This is a genomic window from Citrobacter sp. C1, from assembly GCF_014596895.2.
GTDB classification, from domain to species: Bacteria; Pseudomonadota; Gammaproteobacteria; order Enterobacterales; family Enterobacteriaceae; genus Citrobacter; species Citrobacter gillenii.
On the sequence record NZ_CP115035.1, the window covers coordinates 4,367,922 to 4,385,514 of the forward strand.

Annotated in this window: 15 protein-coding genes; 7 read left to right on the forward strand and 8 right to left on the reverse strand. The window is 52.5% G+C overall.

All coding sequences use genetic code 11. The features are described from left to right. The first annotated feature begins 178 nt into the window (after positions 1-178). Positions 179-1,420 carry a multidrug efflux MFS transporter MdtM gene (gene mdtM / locus IB214_RS20960; RefSeq protein WP_117342373.1) on the forward strand — a complete coding sequence of 414 codons (1,242 nt, stop codon included), beginning with the start codon at positions 179-181 and terminating at the stop codon, positions 1,418-1,420. 81 nt (positions 1,421-1,501) lie between these two features. Here the strand turns inward: mdtM and metC are convergent, their stop codons facing one another. Both metC and IB214_RS20970 read right to left on the reverse strand, forming a co-directional pair. Next, a complete protein-coding gene (gene metC / locus IB214_RS20965; RefSeq protein ID WP_117342374.1) occupies positions 1,502-2,692 on the reverse strand; it encodes a cystathionine beta-lyase in 1,191 nt (396 codons plus the stop codon). 32 nt (positions 2,693-2,724) lie between these two features. Continuing rightward, positions 2,725-3,957, reverse strand: coding sequence for a dicarboxylate/amino acid:cation symporter (locus tag IB214_RS20970; protein WP_115259547.1), 1,233 nt, complete (start codon positions 3,955-3,957; stop codon positions 2,725-2,727). 224 nt (positions 3,958-4,181) lie between these two features. On the opposite strand from IB214_RS20970, the gene IB214_RS20975 reads away from it, so the two are divergent. The 5 genes from IB214_RS20975 (at position 4,182) to IB214_RS20995 (ending at position 8,584) form a co-directional block, all read left to right on the forward strand. Continuing rightward, positions 4,182-5,108 (forward strand): LysR family transcriptional regulator, encoded by a 927-nt coding sequence (locus IB214_RS20975; RefSeq protein ID WP_115259548.1) that lies wholly within the window; start codon positions 4,182-4,184, stop codon positions 5,106-5,108. A gap of 75 nt (positions 5,109-5,183) precedes the next feature. After that, complete coding sequence (locus tag IB214_RS20980) at positions 5,184-6,464, forward strand: DUF445 domain-containing protein (protein ID WP_115259549.1); 1,281 nt, start codon at positions 5,184-5,186, stop codon at positions 6,462-6,464. Between the two features lie 9 nt (positions 6,465-6,473). After that, the gene (locus IB214_RS20985) at positions 6,474-6,713 is read left to right on the forward strand and encodes a DUF2164 domain-containing protein (protein ID WP_115259550.1); all 240 of its coding nucleotides are present in this window, start codon (positions 6,474-6,476) and stop codon (positions 6,711-6,713) included. A gap of 89 nt (positions 6,714-6,802) precedes the next feature. Beyond that, positions 6,803-7,990 (forward strand): MFS transporter, encoded by a 1,188-nt coding sequence (locus IB214_RS20990; protein WP_117342375.1) that lies wholly within the window; start codon positions 6,803-6,805, stop codon positions 7,988-7,990. A gap of 192 nt (positions 7,991-8,182) precedes the next feature. Beyond that, positions 8,183-8,584 (forward strand): hypothetical protein, encoded by a 402-nt coding sequence (locus tag IB214_RS20995; protein ID WP_115259552.1) that lies wholly within the window; start codon positions 8,183-8,185, stop codon positions 8,582-8,584. Positions 8,585-8,647: 63 nt separating this feature from the next. On the opposite strand, the gene IB214_RS21000 is transcribed toward IB214_RS20995, so the two are convergent. The 6 genes from IB214_RS21000 to dld all read right to left on the reverse strand — a co-directional run bounded on the left by IB214_RS21000 (position 8,648) and on the right by dld (position 15,435). After that, the gene (locus IB214_RS21000) at positions 8,648-9,655 is read right to left on the reverse strand and encodes a porin (RefSeq protein ID WP_096758445.1); all 1,008 of its coding nucleotides are present in this window, start codon (positions 9,653-9,655) and stop codon (positions 8,648-8,650) included. 190 nt (positions 9,656-9,845) lie between these two features. Beyond that, the gene (locus tag IB214_RS21005) at positions 9,846-10,046 is read right to left on the reverse strand and encodes a hypothetical protein (protein ID WP_096758446.1); all 201 of its coding nucleotides are present in this window, start codon (positions 10,044-10,046) and stop codon (positions 9,846-9,848) included. 715 nt (positions 10,047-10,761) lie between these two features. After that, on the reverse strand, positions 10,762-11,457 hold the full coding sequence (locus IB214_RS21010; protein ID WP_117342376.1) for a lactate utilization protein C: 696 nt from the start codon (positions 11,455-11,457) through the stop codon (positions 10,762-10,764). After that, the gene (locus IB214_RS21015) at positions 11,450-12,877 is read right to left on the reverse strand and encodes a LutB/LldF family L-lactate oxidation iron-sulfur protein (protein ID WP_117342377.1); all 1,428 of its coding nucleotides are present in this window, start codon (positions 12,875-12,877) and stop codon (positions 11,450-11,452) included. The genes IB214_RS21010 and IB214_RS21015 overlap by 8 nt, the downstream gene beginning before the upstream one ends. Before the next feature lie 10 nt (positions 12,878-12,887). Then, entirely contained in the window at positions 12,888-13,607 is a 720-nt protein-coding gene (locus IB214_RS21020; RefSeq protein ID WP_064186363.1) for a (Fe-S)-binding protein, read from the reverse strand. 130 nt (positions 13,608-13,737) lie between these two features. After that, positions 13,738-15,435, reverse strand: coding sequence for a D-lactate dehydrogenase (gene dld / locus IB214_RS21025; RefSeq protein WP_096758449.1), 1,698 nt, complete (start codon positions 15,433-15,435; stop codon positions 13,738-13,740). Between the two features lie 432 nt (positions 15,436-15,867). Here dld and IB214_RS21030 point away from each other — a divergent pair, with 432 nt between their 5' ends. Continuing rightward, positions 15,868-17,421, forward strand: a complete 1,554-nt coding sequence (locus IB214_RS21030) for an L-lactate permease (RefSeq protein WP_096758450.1) — start codon at positions 15,868-15,870, stop codon at positions 17,419-17,421. Positions 17,422-17,593: the final 172 nt, after the last annotated feature.

Sequence of the window (17,593 nt, forward strand, 5' to 3'; positions counted from 1 at the left end):
AGTAAATACCGCCCTCTGCAAGGCAGACATTTTCTCAGAACACTCCCCGCAAAAACGCGTTTGCTTACGCGCCCATTCGCATTACACTGCGGATGTCTATTTTCCATTCAACTGACGCTACCCGAGGTGCGATCTCGCTATTCCCGTTGAGGGTTTTCTCCCGACAAGGAGCTGTTTTATGCAACGGATTTTCGCGTTTTTCTCGCAACGCGCCACGACGCTGTTTTTCCCCATCGCGCTGATTCTGTACGACTTCGCCGCCTACCTGTCAACGGACCTGATCCAACCCGGCATCATTAATGTCGTGCGGGATTTCAACGCCGATGTCAGCCTGGCACCGGCTGCGGTTAGCCTGTATCTGGCGGGTGGGATGGCGTTACAGTGGTTATTAGGGCCGCTTTCCGATCGAATTGGTCGCCGACCGGTGCTGATTACCGGCGCGCTCATCTTCACCCTTGCCTGCGCGGCAACACTGTTCACCACCTCAATGACGCAGTTTCTGATTGCACGCGTTGTGCAGGGCACCAGCATCTGCTTTATCGCCACCGTCGGCTACGTCACGGTGCAGGAGGCATTTGGCCAGACAAAGGCCATCAAGCTGATGGCCATCATCACCTCCATTGTGCTGGTGGCACCGGTAATTGGCCCGCTCTCCGGGGCAGCGCTGATGCACTTTGTCCACTGGAAGGTTCTGTTTGCCATCATTGCCGCGATGGGCCTGGTCGCCTTTATTGGCCTGCTGTTGGCGATGCCAGAAACGGTGCAGCGCGGCTCGGTGCCGTTCAGCGCACGCGGCGTACTACGGGATTTTCGCGATGTATTTCGCAACCGGGTGTTCCTGTTTGGGGCCGCCACGCTATCACTGAGCTACATCCCGATGATGAGCTGGGTGGCGGTATCGCCGGTGATCCTGATCGACGCGGGCGGCATGACCACCTCGCAGTTTGCCTGGGCGCAGGCTCCAGTATTTGGGGCGGTTATCGTCGCTAATATGGTGGTGGTGCGATTTGTGAAGGACCCGACAAGGCCGCGCTTTATCTGGCGGGCGGCACCTGTCCAATTGAGCGGGCTGGCGATACTGATTGGTGGCAATTTACTCTGGCCGCACGTCTGGCTGTGGTCGGTGCTGGGCACCAGTCTGTATGCATTTGGTATCGGGATGATTTTCCCGACGCTGTTCCGTTTTACGCTGTTTTCCAACAACCTGCCGAAGGGCACGGTCTCCGCATCGCTGAATATGGTGATCCTGACGGTAATGGCGGTTTCTGTCGAAATTGGGCGCTGGCTGTGGTTTAACGGCGGCAGGATTTCGTTTCACCTGTTGGCGGTTGTCGCAGGTATTGTCGTGGTATTCACGCTCGCCGGATTGTTGAAGCGGGTACGTCAGCACGAGACCACGACGTTAGCCACGGAAAACTAACCTGCCATGCTTATCCGGCCTACGACATCGTGGTAGGCCGGATAAGGTGCTGGCACCGCAGCCGGCATTTATCACATCACATTACGCGATACGCGCGAACCCGGCGTCCAGATCGGCAATCAAATCACCGACATCTTCCAGGCCAATATGCACCCTGACCAGCGTGCCGCTGAAGTCGACATCCCCGGCCGGGCGAATGCTGTTCAGCTCCTCCGGCTGGTTAGCCAGAATCAGTGACTCGAATCCGCCCCACGAATAGGCCATATGGAACAGCGAGAAGTTATCGAGGAAATTCGCCATCTGTTCATCAGTCAGGCGCTTTTTCAGGATAAACGAGAACAGGCCCGAGCTACCGGCAAAGTCGCGCTGAAAATACTCATGGCCCGGACACTCCGGTAACGCCGGATGGTTCACCCGCGCCACCTCCGGTCTTGCCGACAGCCAGCGGGCAATATGGATACTGCTTTCCTGATGCTGTTTCAGACGTACCGCCAGCGTGCGCAGTCCGCGGCTGCCGTTATACGCCGTGTCGGCATCCAGCGTTTGCCCCATCAGATACGAGTTCTCACGCAGACGATCCCAGCAGCGGGCGTTGGACACCGCCGTGCCCAGCATGCCGTCCGAGTGACCAATGGTGTATTTCGTCCCTGCCTGAATGGAAATATCCACGCCGAAATCCAGCGCCTTGAACAGTACGCCTGCCGCCCAGGTGTTGTCGATCATGATGACGATGTCCGGGTTCACTGCGCGGATCGCCTTCACCATTCCCGGCACGTCCTGGACTTCCATGGTGATTGAACTGGGCGATTCCAGAAACACCACTTTCGTCTCAGGGCGCAGAAAATCGACGATACCTGCGCCAATCAGCGGATCGTAATAGGTGGTTTCCACGTTGAATTTACTCAGGATTTTATTACAGAAATCCTGGGTTGGCTCATAGGCCGCGCCGGTCATCAGGATATGATCGCCGCTTTGTACAAACGCCAGAATCGCATTAGTAACCGCCGCGGCCCCGCACGGGTACAACGCACAGCCCGCACCGCCTTCCAGCTCGCTCATCGCCTTCTGAAAAGCGAAGTGGGTATACGTACCGCGACGACCATAAAACAGTTCCCCGTTAGCGCGATTGGCGGTAGCGAATTTTTTATCCTTCACGGTATCAAACACCAGCGAAGAAGCGCGTTGGATAACCGGATTCACCGCCCCCTGGGTGTAACGTTTGTCACGTCCGGCGACGACCAGTTGGGTTTCAATCTTCATTGCGTCTTTCATAACATCTCCTGTTTCTTAATCCGTGTGCAAACCTATACCGCAGCGGCGGTCGCGTTGATTTCAGCGTCGTTCTGCTTTTTTCCAGCAAACCGCTCAACAATTTGTGCCGCGTTCAAATCATGGATCACGTTGATAAGCGTGGCGGGCGCATCGGTAATCGTACCCAGCACCACCAGCATCGGGATCGCTTCCATCGGCAACCCGAGCGTGGTGACAATAAAGATCTCACCCAGAAACGCGCCGCCCGGTACGCCGCCGACGATAATGGCGGAGAGCACGGCAATCAGCATGGTCAGGAAGAAGGTCTCGGTGGTGAACGGCATGCCGAGCACGGAATAGATAAAGACAATTTTCAGCGCGGCAATCATCGCCACGCCGCCTTTGTTCAGGTTAACCAATAGCGGAATAGAGACATCGACGATTTCCGGGTTAATCCCCATCGCCTTTCCGGCGCGCAGCGTGACAGGTAACGTGCCCAGTGAAGAACAGGTTCCCAGCGCGGTGGCGGAAGGTTCAATCGCATTACGCCAGAAGGCTCTGACCGCCGGAACACCGCCACCAATATACGAATAGAGAATTGAGCCGAAAACAAAGTAGACCAGCGTGGCGACCATAAACAGACCAATGGCGCGGGCAAAGGTTAACAGCAGCGCGGAATCCTGACTGGCCATGGTCGCAGCGAAATAGCAACCAAGACCAATCGGCGCCACTTTCATAATGATAGAGACGATCTTCATGATCACGGTATTGGCATCTTCCAGCAGTGACGCAATGCGTTTCCCCGCCTGATCTGATTGCCCAATCGCCACACCGGCAATGATCGCCATGACGATCAGCGCCAGAATATTGGACTTCGAAAACAGTCCGATAAAATCATTGGTGGTGATCATGCTGACAAAATCCATCTTGCCACTGCCCGCCTGCACGGACTGCGAGAGATCGATAGTGACGCCCTGCGCCGGGTTGTACCATAGCGCCAGCGCCACAATCCCGGCAGCCGGAATAAAGGCCATCGCGATCGAAACAATAAAGATAATCGCCATAATGCGTCCCAGCCTTTTCAGGTCGGTCATACTGGCGATAGAAGACATGACGCTGATCCCCACCAGCGGCACGATGATCATAAATAACAGGTTTAAGAATATCTGACCGACTGGCTGGAGTGTGCTGGCAAACGTCGGGGCATAAATACCTAATAAGCCGCCAATAACCAGAGCAAATAATAAAATAATCGACGATCTGTAGGGTTCGAGTCGTGACCACATAATGGGTACCTTTTAAATTATATAATTTTTAATGAGACTACATTCACAACTTGATGCGTTTCAGGCCTGCCTCCTTATATTTTGTGATGCAACTCACTTAACCTGTTATTTTTTCATTTTGCCAGCGAGTTGTTTCCTGTGATTCAATAGTTGCATGTTTAAAATGCGAATGTAACGGCCTATTCGTACCGTTTTTGCAAATCACTTGTGAATTAAAGGAAATTATGGGTACGCCGATTTCACTCAAGCATTTGGAATTTTTCGTCAAAATCGTTGACTGCGGAGGGTTATCGGAGGCTGCCGCGCAGCTCAACGTCTCGCCTTCCGCGGTGAGCAAAAGCCTGACGGCGATGGAAGACACGCTGGGGACAACGTTAATTAAACGCACCACCCGCAGTATTACCCTGACCGATGCCGGGCAATATTTATTTAACCGCGCCAATAAGCTACTGACAGAGTTTGATGAAACGCTGAATACTACCTCCGGTTATTACCACAGCCCGCAGGGCGAATTACGCATCACCTGTTCCATTGCCTTTGGTTATTCGCGACTGGTAAACCTGGTGGATAAATATCGTACCCAATTCCCGGATGTGAATCTGTACATCGATCTCAACGATAACTTCGTCAATCTGAACGAAACCGATTTCGACATCGCCCTGCGCATTTCCACCGCGCCGCCGCAGAATTACGCCATGCGTAAACTGGTCCCTATCCGCTGGGCGTACTGCGCGTCGCCGGGATACCTCGCAAAAAAAGGGATGCCCCAGCGTCGCAGCGACTTGGTGAATCATGATTGCCTGGTTTACCCCGGCCTCACGCCAGTGCTTAAAGTGGCAGACGAGCAGGATCGTTTGCATCAATTGAAGCTGCATATGCCGATCCAGGCCAACAGCAGCCTGGTGTTATTGAAGTCGGTGTTAGAAGATCAGGGCGTGGCGTATTTACCCACCTATCTGATTGGCGATCATATTCAAAAAGAAGAGGTCACGCCGCTGATGCTCGACGGCACCATCACCTGTGAAACCCACGCCCTGTATGCGCTGTATTTTCCCAGCAAGTACAGTAATCCGAAGGTACGATCGTTTATCGATTTTCTGGTGGCGGAACTCGGTCCGTTACCCGCGTGGGACAACTGGATCCCAGGATAAGATCGTTCAGTCTAAAAATGGGAGGCGTGCCACAATTTTTGCACGTTCCCCCCGTCTGGCTCTATCCTTAAGTCTATGAATAAAATTGCTGAACTCAAACGCGCCAAGCGACTGGCGCTCTCTCTGCTGCTGATTGCTGCCGCGACCTTCGTCATCACGTTGTTTCTGCCACCCAACTTCTGGGTGCTCGGGATCAAAGCGATTGCCGAAGCGGCGATGGTAGGCGCGCTGGCGGACTGGTTCGCCGTGGTCGCGCTTTTTCGCCGGGTACCGATCCCGTTTATCTCGCGCCATACGGCGATTATCCCGCGTAATAAAGACCGCATCGGCGAAAACCTGGGTCAGTTCGTGCAGGAAAAATTCCTCGACACCCAGTCACTGGTGGCGCTGATTCGCCGCCATGAACCGGCGCTGCTCATTGGCAACTGGTTCAGCCAACCGGAAAATGCCCGGCGCATCGGCCAGCATCTGCTGCAGATCATGAGCGGATTTCTCGAACTGACCGACGACGCCCGCATCCAGCGGCTGATCAAACGCGCGGTGCATAAGGCTATCGACAAGGTCGATCTCTCCGGCACTAGCGCATTAATGCTGGAAAGCATGACCAAAAACAACCGCCACCAGGTGCTGCTCGACACGCTGATTACGCAGCTGATCGCCCTGCTACAGCGCGACAGTTCGCGGGCGTTTATCGCCCAGCAGATTGTGCGCTGGCTGGAGACCGAACATCCGCTCAAAGCGAAGATCCTGCCAACCGAATGGCTCGGTGAACACAGCGCCGAGCTGGTCTCTGATGCGGTCAACTCCCTGCTGGATGACATCAGTCACGATCGGGCGCATCAGATCCGCCACGCCTTCGATCGCGCCACGTTGAACCTGATCGATAAGCTCAAACACGATCCTGACATGGCCGCACGTGCAGAAAGCCTCAAAAGCTACCTGAAAGAGGACGAAGCCTTTAACCGCTATCTCGGCGAGTTGTGGGCGGATCTGCGTCAGTGGGTGAAAACCGACATTAACGCCGATGATTCTCGCGTGAAACAACGCATTGCCAGCGCCGGACAGTGGTTTGGCGAAACGCTGGTTGCCGATGGTGCCCTGCGTGCGTCGCTGAATGAACACCTGGAGCAGGCTGCGAAAAAAGTCGCACCGGAGTTCGCTACCTTCCTGACGCGCCACATCAGCGACACGGTCAAAAGCTGGGATGCACGGGAGATGTCGCAACAAATTGAGCTCAACATCGGCAAAGATTTGCAGTTTATTCGCGTCAACGGCACGCTCGTTGGCGGTTCTATCGGGCTGGTGTTATATCTGTTGTCGCAACTACCGTCTCTGCTCACGCTGCCGAATTTTTAAGGAGAAAAAATGGCTGAAATCACCCTGTCATCCGCGGAGCGCGATCGCCTGCGCAACGAACTGGAAACGTATTGCAGCGACCACTTCGATCTCGACCTTGAGCAGTTCGATGCCGAGTTCTTTATTGATTTTATTATCGAAAAACTGGGACCTGCGTTTTACAACGCCGGTATTGAAGAGGCGATCCGCACCCATATCGCCTACAGCGAACGGATCCAGGAAGAAATGGACCTGAAGAAAATCCTCTGACGGTAAAACCCGCATCATTTAACTTTAAATTATCATTTGCATATGTAATATAACAAATATCCACATAACAGCGTGAAGTGAGCGTCTGCATGCCGCAGGGAAGTCCTGGTTCAAATCATCATTCCATCCGCATCGCGCTGTTTGGCCTGCTGGTCTTGACGCTGGGCATGGGGATTGGCCGCTTTCTGTATACGCCAATGCTGCCGGTGCTGCTGACTGAAGGTCAGTTTACCTTTAGCCAACTCTCGTGGATTGCCAGCGCCAACTACGCCGGGTATCTGGCAGGCAGCCTGCTGTTTTCCTTCGCCTTGTTCCACCAGCCCTCACGCCTGCGTCCGATGCTATTAGCCTCTGCGCTCGCGACCACCGGACTTATCCTGGCGATGGCGTTTTTTACTCAGCCCGCACTGATGATGGCGATCCGCTTTCTGGCAGGTGTCGCCAGTGCAGGCATGATGATCTTTGGTTCGATGGTGGTTCTGCAGCATACCCGTCATCCGTTTGTGATTGCGGCCCTGTTCTCCGGCGTCGGGACCGGCATTTTTCTCGGTAATGAGTATGTCATCGCTGGTTTACGCTTTGCGCTGTCATCGCATACGCTGTGGCTGGGTGCCGGAGTCCTTTCTGGCTTACTCCTTCTGCTGCTGGTCATGCTGCTCCCCTCTCGTGACCGCGTGCTGCCCGCCGTACCACTGGCAAAATCCGCGCATCAACCGATGTCATGGTGGCTGCTGGCGTTGCTTTACGGGCTGGCCGGTTTTGGCTACATCATTGTCGCCACTTACCTGCCGCTGATGGCGAAAAATGCCGGTTCGCCACTGCTGACCGTACACCTGTGGTCGCTGGTTGGCATCGCAATCATTCCGGGGTGTTTCGGCTGGCTATGGGCGGCGAAACGTTGGGGAGTCCTGCAATGCCTGACAGCCAATCTGCTGACCCAAAGCGCCTGTGTGGTGTTAACACTTGCCAGCGACTCGTTGTTCCTGCTGGTTCTCAGCAGTATCGGTTTTGGCGCAACCTTTATGGGAACCACCTCACTGGTGATGCCGCTCGCCCGCCAACTCAGCGTGCCGCGAAACATTAACCTATTGGGACTGGTGACGCTGACGTACGGCATTGGGCAAATTCTCGGGCCGCTATTAACCAGCCTGCTGGGAAGCGGTGCTGTCGCCATTATCAACGCTACGCTGTGTGGTGCAGCGGCGCTATTTTTTGCTGCACTGATTAGTACAGTACAATGCTATAAACAGCGCTCTCTTACACCTAAAGAAGTATAAGTACCCCCCTCTATAAAATCTTAAATTCGGATTACTCCGCAATTAAATGTCAACATTTCATAATCCACAAATAACCAATAATTCATTTTCCAGACACTTTATAATCCGTCTTAACTCATTTGTAGAATAAACATAAAATGAGTAAAAATGGACATATCCATACAACATCAACAGCATATTCAGGAACAGTACATGTCGTGGTTTAAAAAAATCATACTTGGGTTAATTATTATCATCAGCTTATTTAGCACCATGAAGGATTATAAAGACTTCGGCTTTTTCGGGGCCGCAGGGCTGTTTATTATATTTGTACTCACCACGATTTTTCTCTGGCAGTGGGCTGCCGGAAAGTGGCCAGAGATAGGCACCGTCAAAGCGATTCTTATTTTGCTGGCCAGTACCATTGCCTCTATATTCGTCATTAATATGGCCATCGCCGGAAATTTACATGTAGATCTGATGGAAGTGATGCGCGTTTCGATTACGCATAAACCCCTTTTTTATCTCATTTTCTGCGTGGTGGCATGGGTAAAAGTGGGGATCTGGAAGTGGTTATTTAGCGAAGTGCGTGGCAACCCACAGCAGCCAGTCTGACAGGAAAAGCAATGTAAAAAAGGCGTCTGACTAGAGACGCCTTTTTCATAACATAACAAAAACTTAGAACTGGTAGGTCAGGCCAGCAACAACTTCGTTGTCACCGTCCTGGCCATTGAGCAGGTTAAACTTGTAACCCACATCGGCCACGATGTTTTTGTTGAAGTAGTAATCGGTACCCAGCGCCACGTACTCGGTTAGGTCAGTGTTGTCAGTGTCACGTGAGTGGACGTAAGCCACGTTCGGACGCAGACCAAAATCAAACACATAGGCCGCCATCGCTTCAAAGTGCTGCGCTTTGTTGGCATTCTGGATCAGGTTGTGGGATTCACCGTACATCGTCGCCACATAGACAGCATTGGCATCATACTTCAGGCCCGCACCCCAGAATTCAGCGTTATCACCTTCCCAGCCCTGCTGTTTCTGCTCAGCAGTTACCGCGCTGGTAGAGTAAGCCGCGATGGCAGACACGCCAGAGTCCGCGATGTTGTCATAACCCAGAGAGAAGCCGTAGCCATTGCCGTGCTGTTTAGCCGGGTCTGCATCGGTATCATCCTGACCCTGGTATTGCGCCGCCAGGTTTACACCATCAACGGCACCAAACAGATTTTTGGTACGGAGTGTTGCAACGCCAGAAGTGCGTGTAGTAAGGAAGCGGTCAGTATTTTCATAGGAATCACCGCCGAACTCTGAAAGAACGTCAGTGTAAGATCCCACGTCATAAGCGACACCGTAGTTACGACCGTAGTCAAAGCTAACGTCGTGACCGTAATCCAGGCCAGCAAACGCGAGACGTGTTTTAATACCATCCTGAGAACCTTCTGCTCCAGCGGCATCAAACTGACTTTCAAAGTGGCCATAACCGGTCAGCTGATCGTTAATTTGTGTCTCACCACGAAAACCCAGACGCGCATAAGTACCGTCGGCGTCGGTGCCGTCGGTCCAGGTATGTACTGCTTTAACTTTGCCGTACAAATCCAGTTTATTGCCATCTTTGTTATAAATTTCCGCTGCATGAACGGACGTTACCCCTAATGCCATCACGGCTAATGCCACTGCTGTCTTTTTCATTTTTTTACTCACTTTTAATTGTGAATTTTGCTATCAACTTTGTTATGCGGGCGGCGCGCCAACATAAAAAAGCCCCCTATTGAACAAGGGGAAAACAAATAACACACCAGTAAAATTATTAAGGACGTAGCAAGGCATATATCATTATTGGGAATATAAATAAAACCCAGACAGAGCGTGACAGCATGTATTACTGAGAGTCACTCTCATTAATAGAGCGATGTAGCATTAATGCTTCAGCAATAATATCTTGTTTGCTTTTTCGTGTTTCAAATGCCAGCGTGCGAACGTATTCCCACAAAGAGGTATCGACACGCGCACTTAAAAGAACCATATCTTTCGAGCGGGTACCTCTGGCTTTTCGACTATCGGGATAATCTCGAGAAGGCATTGTCATCTCCTGAACGCAATAATACGCTTATGGCGATGAAATATGCATCCAGTGTAAAAACATGTCAACGGCAAAAAAAATGCACAATAGTAATGAAACTGTTAATAAATCACTTAAAAGTGGAACGCTATTTCAAATGAAAGATAACTTGATTGTAGAATAATGTGTAATTTTTACTTTACGCACATTCATTGTGACTCATTAGATTAAAAAAAAGACGTCTACCGCGTGGCTAACAATGTGCCATCAAAACATCATTCCAGCCAATAGGTTACATAACGTGTTTAATGTCTACTTTTACCTAAAACCCCTGTTTTTATATGCCTTTTTGCGTTGATTTTCGGTGCTATCCGCTGCGTAAATCGCGTTGATTCTCACTGCGTTGTCGCCTGCGTTGTCGAAAAATAAGCACGGAAAGGTAAAATTTTAGTAAACATTGCATTCTTTCGCTTTTAAAAATAAGTCGATTTAAATTGATTTAGATCAATTTTACCAGCCACGTAACGGCGTAAAAATCGCCACTTGCGGTGACTGGAAACAATGTTGTACGCCGATTTTATCAGCAGAAAAAACAGGTGCAGGAACGTTAAACCGCAGAGGAAAGCGCGGACCAGGACGCCATTTTCAGGCGATCCCTTGCGAAAGGAGAGTCCGCAGAGTGCGGAATGTCATCCCGCTCTGGGCTACAACGCCAGAGCGGTCTTATTCACGAATCTCAACAATCTTCAATAATCAGATACACCGCCTTCACCGGACCATGCACCCCGACCACTTTGATAAGCTCAATATCCGCCGTTGAGCTGGGCCCGCTGATGATGTTAATGCACGACGGCATACGCTCACCGGCCTGCGCTTTCTGATGCAGAACCTGCGCCAGTTGCGCCACACGCGGCAGGATGCTGCTTTTACGCAGCACGAAAATAGAGGACTCGGGCAACAGGCTGATTGAACGCCCGCGCTCCGGAGCGGAAAACAGCACCACGCCCCCGGACTCCGTCAGGCCATACTCGGCATACACCACGCCAACTTTCGCCTGCTCGGCCTGAACAATATTCTCGGCTCCACGCACCGGATCCCAGACCACAGCATTACACTCTCGCTGCAAACGCTCGGTTATCCCCAGTTCTGCCAGCCGACTGTCGCCGCTAACCACCACCGGCTGCTGCCCCAGCTGTTGGCACAAACGTAACGCCGCCTCAGGGGCCTGCGCCTCATGGGTCAGTTCGCACTGCGCCAGCATCACCTCGCTGGCAAACTGCACAAACGCGTCGCAGCGCTGCTGCGGGCTGAGTTCGGTCAGCCGCTCGTTCGCATAGTTGTTCACCGGCGCGGCTTCGGCCTGCGGTTCCCGCCGCAGCGGACGGCCCAGTGCCTGGGCAACGGTGTTTAAAAACGCGGTACGGTTATCCATTCTTTTTCTCCTGCGCCTGATGTTTCTTAAACCAGCTACGGAAACTCTCTCCGTCAGCATCAGGAAGATCGCGCGCTTCCATCCAGTCGCCAATCGCGCCAACCTTGAGCGGCGTTTTACCGCCATTGATAAACCAGCTCGCCGCGTGGGCACCGGCCATCATGCCGACCTTCCACAACCCTGGATGGCTGTTGGCATAAGCGAACATTTTGATCGCGCGACGTTCCGCTTTCGGGGTAATCCCTTCCTCGGCCATTACCCGGCGATGGCGCAGGATCAGTTTTGACAGCGGGATCTGTACCGGACAAACGCTGTCGCAGGCCGTGCACAGTGAACAGGCGTAAGGCAGGTCTTTAAAATCTTTATAGCCGCCGAGCAGCGGAGAGATCACCGCCCCGATAGGCCCTGGATAAATAGAGCCGTAGCCGTGCCCGCCAATATGGCGATACGCCGGGCAGGTGTTCATACAGGCTCCACAGCGGATGCAGCGCAGCACATCGCGAAACTCAGAACCCAGCACCTGCGAGCGACCGTTATCCACAATCACCAGGTGAAACTCTTCCGGCCCGTCGACGTTATCCGCCTCGCGCGGCCCGGTAAGCCAGGTGTTATAGCCCGTCAGACGAGCGCCCACCGCACTGCGTGCCAGCATAGTGATCAGCACGTCCACGTCGGCAAACGTCGGCGCGATACGCTCCATGCCCATCACCGCAATGTGTGTTTTCGGTAACGTGGTACACATCCGCGCGTTACCTTCGTTGGTGACCAGACAAACCGAGCCGGTCTCCGCCACCGCGAAGTTACAGCCGGTAATGCCAATTTCAGCGCTGAGGAAATCCTCGCGGATCTTCTGGCGGATGAACAAGGTCATCGCTTCCGGCGTTTCCGGACCGTCATAGCCCATCTGCTCATGCAGCACGCGACGGATCTGATAGCGATCTTTGTGGATAGCCGGGACCACCACATGCGAAGGCGGATCCTGATCCAACTGGAGAATATATTCGCCCAGATCGGTTTCGATCACCTGAATACCGGCATCCTGCAGCACGTGGTTAACGCCGATCTCTTCGGTCACCATCGACTTGGACTTCACCACCTTCTTCGCATTTTTCGCTTTCGCGACCTGCAAAATATAGCGGGTAGCCTCTTCCTTGGTCTGCGCGAAAAACACCTGACCGCCGTTTTCCGTCACTTTCTCGGAGAGTTGATACAGGTAGGCGTCGAGGTTACTCAGAACGTGGTCGCGGATCTGGCTGGCACGGTCGCGCCATTCTTCCCAGTGCCCTAACTCATCGACCATTTTTTGCCGGTTCGCGCCGATGCGCCCCTGCGCGTTCGCCACGGCTTTGCGCATAATCGGATCGTCAATTTGCTGGCGAATGCGCGTTTTAAACTCTACATCGCTGGTTTTTATCGACATCTCTTTCCCCTCAGCGGCTCATCAGCACTTCAGCAATATGCATTACTTTGACCGGCTGGCCTTCACGCTGCAGTCGGCCGCCAATGTTCAGCAGGCAGCTGACGTCGGCACCAATCAAATACTCCGGTTTCGCATCCATGAGATGCAGGACTTTCTCTTTCACCATCTCGCCGGATATTTCGGCCATTTTGACCGAGAAAGTGCCGCCGAATCCGCAGCAGGTGTCCTGATCGGCAAAGGTTAACAGCTCCAGACCGCGTACGTTTTTCAACAGCGTGAGCGGCTCTTCTCTCACGCCCAGCTTGCGAGTCAGGCTGCACGAAGGGTGATAAACCGCTCTGCCCTGCAGGCTGGCACCGACGTCCACGACGCCCAGTTTGTTGACAATAAAAGAGGTGAGATCCTGCATACGCGCGGCAACCTTTTCGGCGCGCAATGCCCATGCAGGTTCATCGGCCAGATACGTCGGGTAGCTTTTGACCGCATAGGTGCACGAACCTGCCGGAGAGATAATCGGATCGTCATTATCCTCCAGCGCAGCGATCATGTTTTTCATCCCCGGGATGGCTTCTTTGATATAGCCACTGTTAATGGCGGGCTGACCGCAGCACCCCTGCTTCTCGGGGAAATTAACGCGGCAGCCGAGCTTTTCCAGCAACAATACGGAATCGCGTGCCATCCGTGATTTCAGCGCGTCACCAATACAGGTGACAAAGAAATTTACATTCACAATAAATACCCCATTGCTTCATTGCCTTTTAAAACCGGCGGCACATCGCCGCCCGGTAATAATTCAATAATAAAAACTGGCCATTAATAAAACGGTGATACCTGACCTTTACTGTTTTATTGTCTTTTCGTCAGGCCCAGTTTTTACGTTTACTGGTTTTACCAATGCCCGGGTTCATGCTGTTGGTCGGGTCATTTTCCTGATAAAACCGCGCCAGATTTTCAGGCGCTTTATAAAGGTGGCCAACATTATGTTCTGCCGGATATTGCGCCCCGCGTTGGCGCAACAGTTCTAGCATCTGTTCTTTTAACGCGTGCGCATCAACGCCTTTTTTAACGATATAATCCTGATGGAACACATGGCACATAAAGTGGCCATAATAAAGTTTATGCACCAGCTGACTGTCAATTTCAGCCGGCAGATGTTCATACCACTCGGTATCATTGCGGCGTAGCGCAATATCCAGCGCGAGAATATCCTCAACCTCATCAGAATGAACGGCCTGATAGCGAATGGCGGCTCCCGCTGCAGCAAAGCGGTGCAGAAACGCCTTGCTGCCCTCTTCCGGGGTACAGGCAAAGAAATCTCCGTCTGCCGTTTTAAAGTACTCGGTTAACCACGCCTGCGCTTCGCCGATGCCATCCCCTGCCATTTTCAGCATCAGATGATGCTCGTAGTTGTCACGCCAGGTTTTCATGCGTGGCGGGAGATGGCTCGGGAAAAAATGACTGAATGTCTGCATTGCGCGGTCGGTAAAGTGCGGGCGGAATATCTTCACCTTCTCCAGCATGGCCTCGGTGCGCCCCTTCAGATTAAAGAAAAACGGCATTTTGTCGGTGCCGAGTTTGTCGATCATCAGGAAGGTGTCTTTGCTGTATTTCTCTGCAACATCATAGATATCACGATGCATATACTCACCGGCGACCGGTAAGTGTGTAAACGTCGCCAGCATATGGCGGCGTATGTCCGTCAACACCGAGGTCTGATTGGTACCAATGTAGAACACCTGCTGATTCTTCTCAGCTTCAAAGGTGTCCAGACGCACGGCAAACACCGCCAGTTTCCCCGCGCAGCCTGAGGATTCGAACAGGCGGTCCGGGTCGGCGTTGTAGCGCGCCGGGGTGTCGGCATCAACGTCTCTGACGCGGGTCACGTAGTCGTGGTCGTGCGCGTGACGCCCGTCATGACTGACGTCAGCACGCGCAATCGCGTTGTTATCCAGGCGGGCGAGGATCTGTTCCGGCGTCTCGCCCAGTTCGATGCCCAGATGATTAACCAGTTGTAGCTGTCCCTGTTCATCCACGCGGGCAAACAGTGACATCTCGGTGTACGCCGGGCCACGCTGAACCAATGCACCACCAGAGTTATTACAGATACCGCCAATCACCGACGCACCAATGCAGGAGGAGCCAATCACCGAATGCGGCTCGCGGCCAAACGGCTTCAGCGCCTTCTCCAGCGAATACAGCGTGGTGCCCGGATACGCCAACACCTGCTTGCCCTCATCCAGCACATGCAGACTGTCGAGGCGCAGTGTGCTGATGATAACGATGTCGCGATCGTAGCCCTTGCCGTTCGGTGTGGAGCCTTCCGTCAGGCCGGTATTTGAGGCCTGCATCAGAATGATTTTATCGGCCTCCACGCAGGCCTTGAGCACCTGCCACAGTTCAAGCAGAGAGCCGGGGATCACCACCGCCAGCGCTTCGCCCTGACCCGAGCGGAAGCCCTTGCGATAACGCGCCGTTTTGGACGGATCGGTAAGGACGTAGGCGGGGCCAACCCGTTGGGTAAGTGCAGTCAAAAAGGATTTATTATCAGTGTTTTTCATGGAGGGCGGCTCTCCGCTCCTTATATCAGGGCAATCGAAAATGGCGATACATTCATTTGTATGACAAAACAAAATAATCCCCCAATCATTACTTACATGCAATACCCTGGTTTATTTCTTTCGGCCTCGCTCACATTTTTATATTGAAAAACCCAATTATCAGAAATCAAAAAACCGTTTAAAACGACTTACCCGCCCGTCCCTATCATTATTACACAGACCATTATATAACTATTTATAGGTACCCATTTTGCGCCCAAAGATATTTACAGAGCATTATTTCTCAATTAAAAGCTTACAATAGTTACAAAACCATTAATCATAATTACTTTATCAACTGAAGCGATTCAGTTTGCATATTTTATTTACCCAGCCATGTAAGTTTCCCGCCATAAATACAAATAAGGTTTAATAAACCCATCAGGAATAGTAATGAACGAATATATTATGTTTGTTTTAGCCCTCTCTCCTTTGCTGCTTATGGTATTTTTAATACTAAAATTAAAAATGCCGATTCATTATTCAGTCTTGATAACGCTGGCCTTTACCATCGCGCTGTCGGCGATATTCTGGGATATGCCGTTACAGAATTTGAAAGCCTCCGTGGGCTATGGTGCCCTCAAAGGGTTATGGCCGATTGTGATTGTGATCCTCGGTGCGATATTCAGTTATAACGTGATGCAGGCCACCAAAGCGCTGGATATTCTGCGCGATATTCTCGCCAGTATTAGTGAAGATAAACGCATCCAGGTACTGCTTATTTCGTGGTGTTTTGGCGGATTTCTTGAGGCCGCCGCTGGCTACGGCACCGCGGTTGCCATTCCTATCGGCATCCTGATCGCACTGGGATTCAATCCGCTCAAAGCGGCCATCGCCTCACTCGTCGCCAATACCGTGCCGACGGCATTCGGCGCGGTGGGTATTCCGGTTTCAATTCTCGCTGAACAGGTTAACCTGCCGGTTTTCACCCTCGGCGGAACCATTATTATGCAGTTGGCGCTGTTTAATATTCTGCTGCCGTTTGTGATTATTTGTATTATCGGCGGTGGCCTGAAGGCGATTCGCGGCGTGTTCTTCATCACACTAATTTGCGGTATTACCACGCTGGTGCCGCAGTATTTTGTCGCTATCCACCTTGGCGCAGAACTCCCTGCATTTGCCGGCAGCCTGGTCAGCCTGTTTGCCGTCGCCATTCTTGGTCGCCTGCGCAACGGCAAAACCGCCCCCGAATGGCGCATTGAAACCAGCCATACCCGGGAAACCACACCGCGCTCGGCGAAGGTGCTGTTCCGGGTCGGCTCCATCTACCTGTTTATTTTTATCTTTATTCTGCTGTGCTCGCCGCTGTTCCCGGCGGTAAAAGCGGCAGCATCGCAGCTGGCTTCGGTGCTGCATTTCACCCTCGCCGACGGTAAAACGCTGGCGCTGAAAATCGAGTGGGTCACCACGCCGGGGATGCTGATCATCTTTGCGACCCTAATCGGCGGTTTTATCCAGGGGGCTTCGGCGCGCGGGATGCTGGAAGTGTTTGTCAAAACCATTTTCCAGTTGAAGAACTCGATCGTCGCCATTATGGCGATTGTTGCGCTGGCCACGGTGATGGATCTCAGCGGTATTATCGCCACGCTGGCTCAGTCGATTGTTGACCTGACCGGCGGCTCGTATGTCTTTCTCGCCCCGGTTATTGGCGCGCTGGGTACGTTTGTCACCGGCAGCGACACCAACTCGAATATTCTGTTTGGTAAACTGCAAACCATTGCTGCCAGCAAGTTGAATATTGACCCTAACTGGCTGGCGGCGGCCAACACCTCCGGCGCGACGGGCGGGAAAATGATCTCCCCGCAGAGCATCGCCATTGCGGTTTCCGCCACCAAAATGGAAGGCCAGGCGAACCAGATTATGTCTGGCACCATGAAATACTGCTGCGCCTACATCGTGATCCTCGGCTTAAAGGTCGGCCTCTTCTACTACTGGTTTATGGCGTAACGCATTGTCAACCCCAGCCATATTCTGGCAAGCGTGTTTGACAAGACAGTGAACAAAAAGGTTTACAGCCACCCGGTCAGGAGAACGCTGCGGCTGGCTTTACGATTTGTCGGCGCTGACTAAAATAGCGCCGATATTTCAAAGAGAGGATTGTTGTTATGTTGTTCTGGAA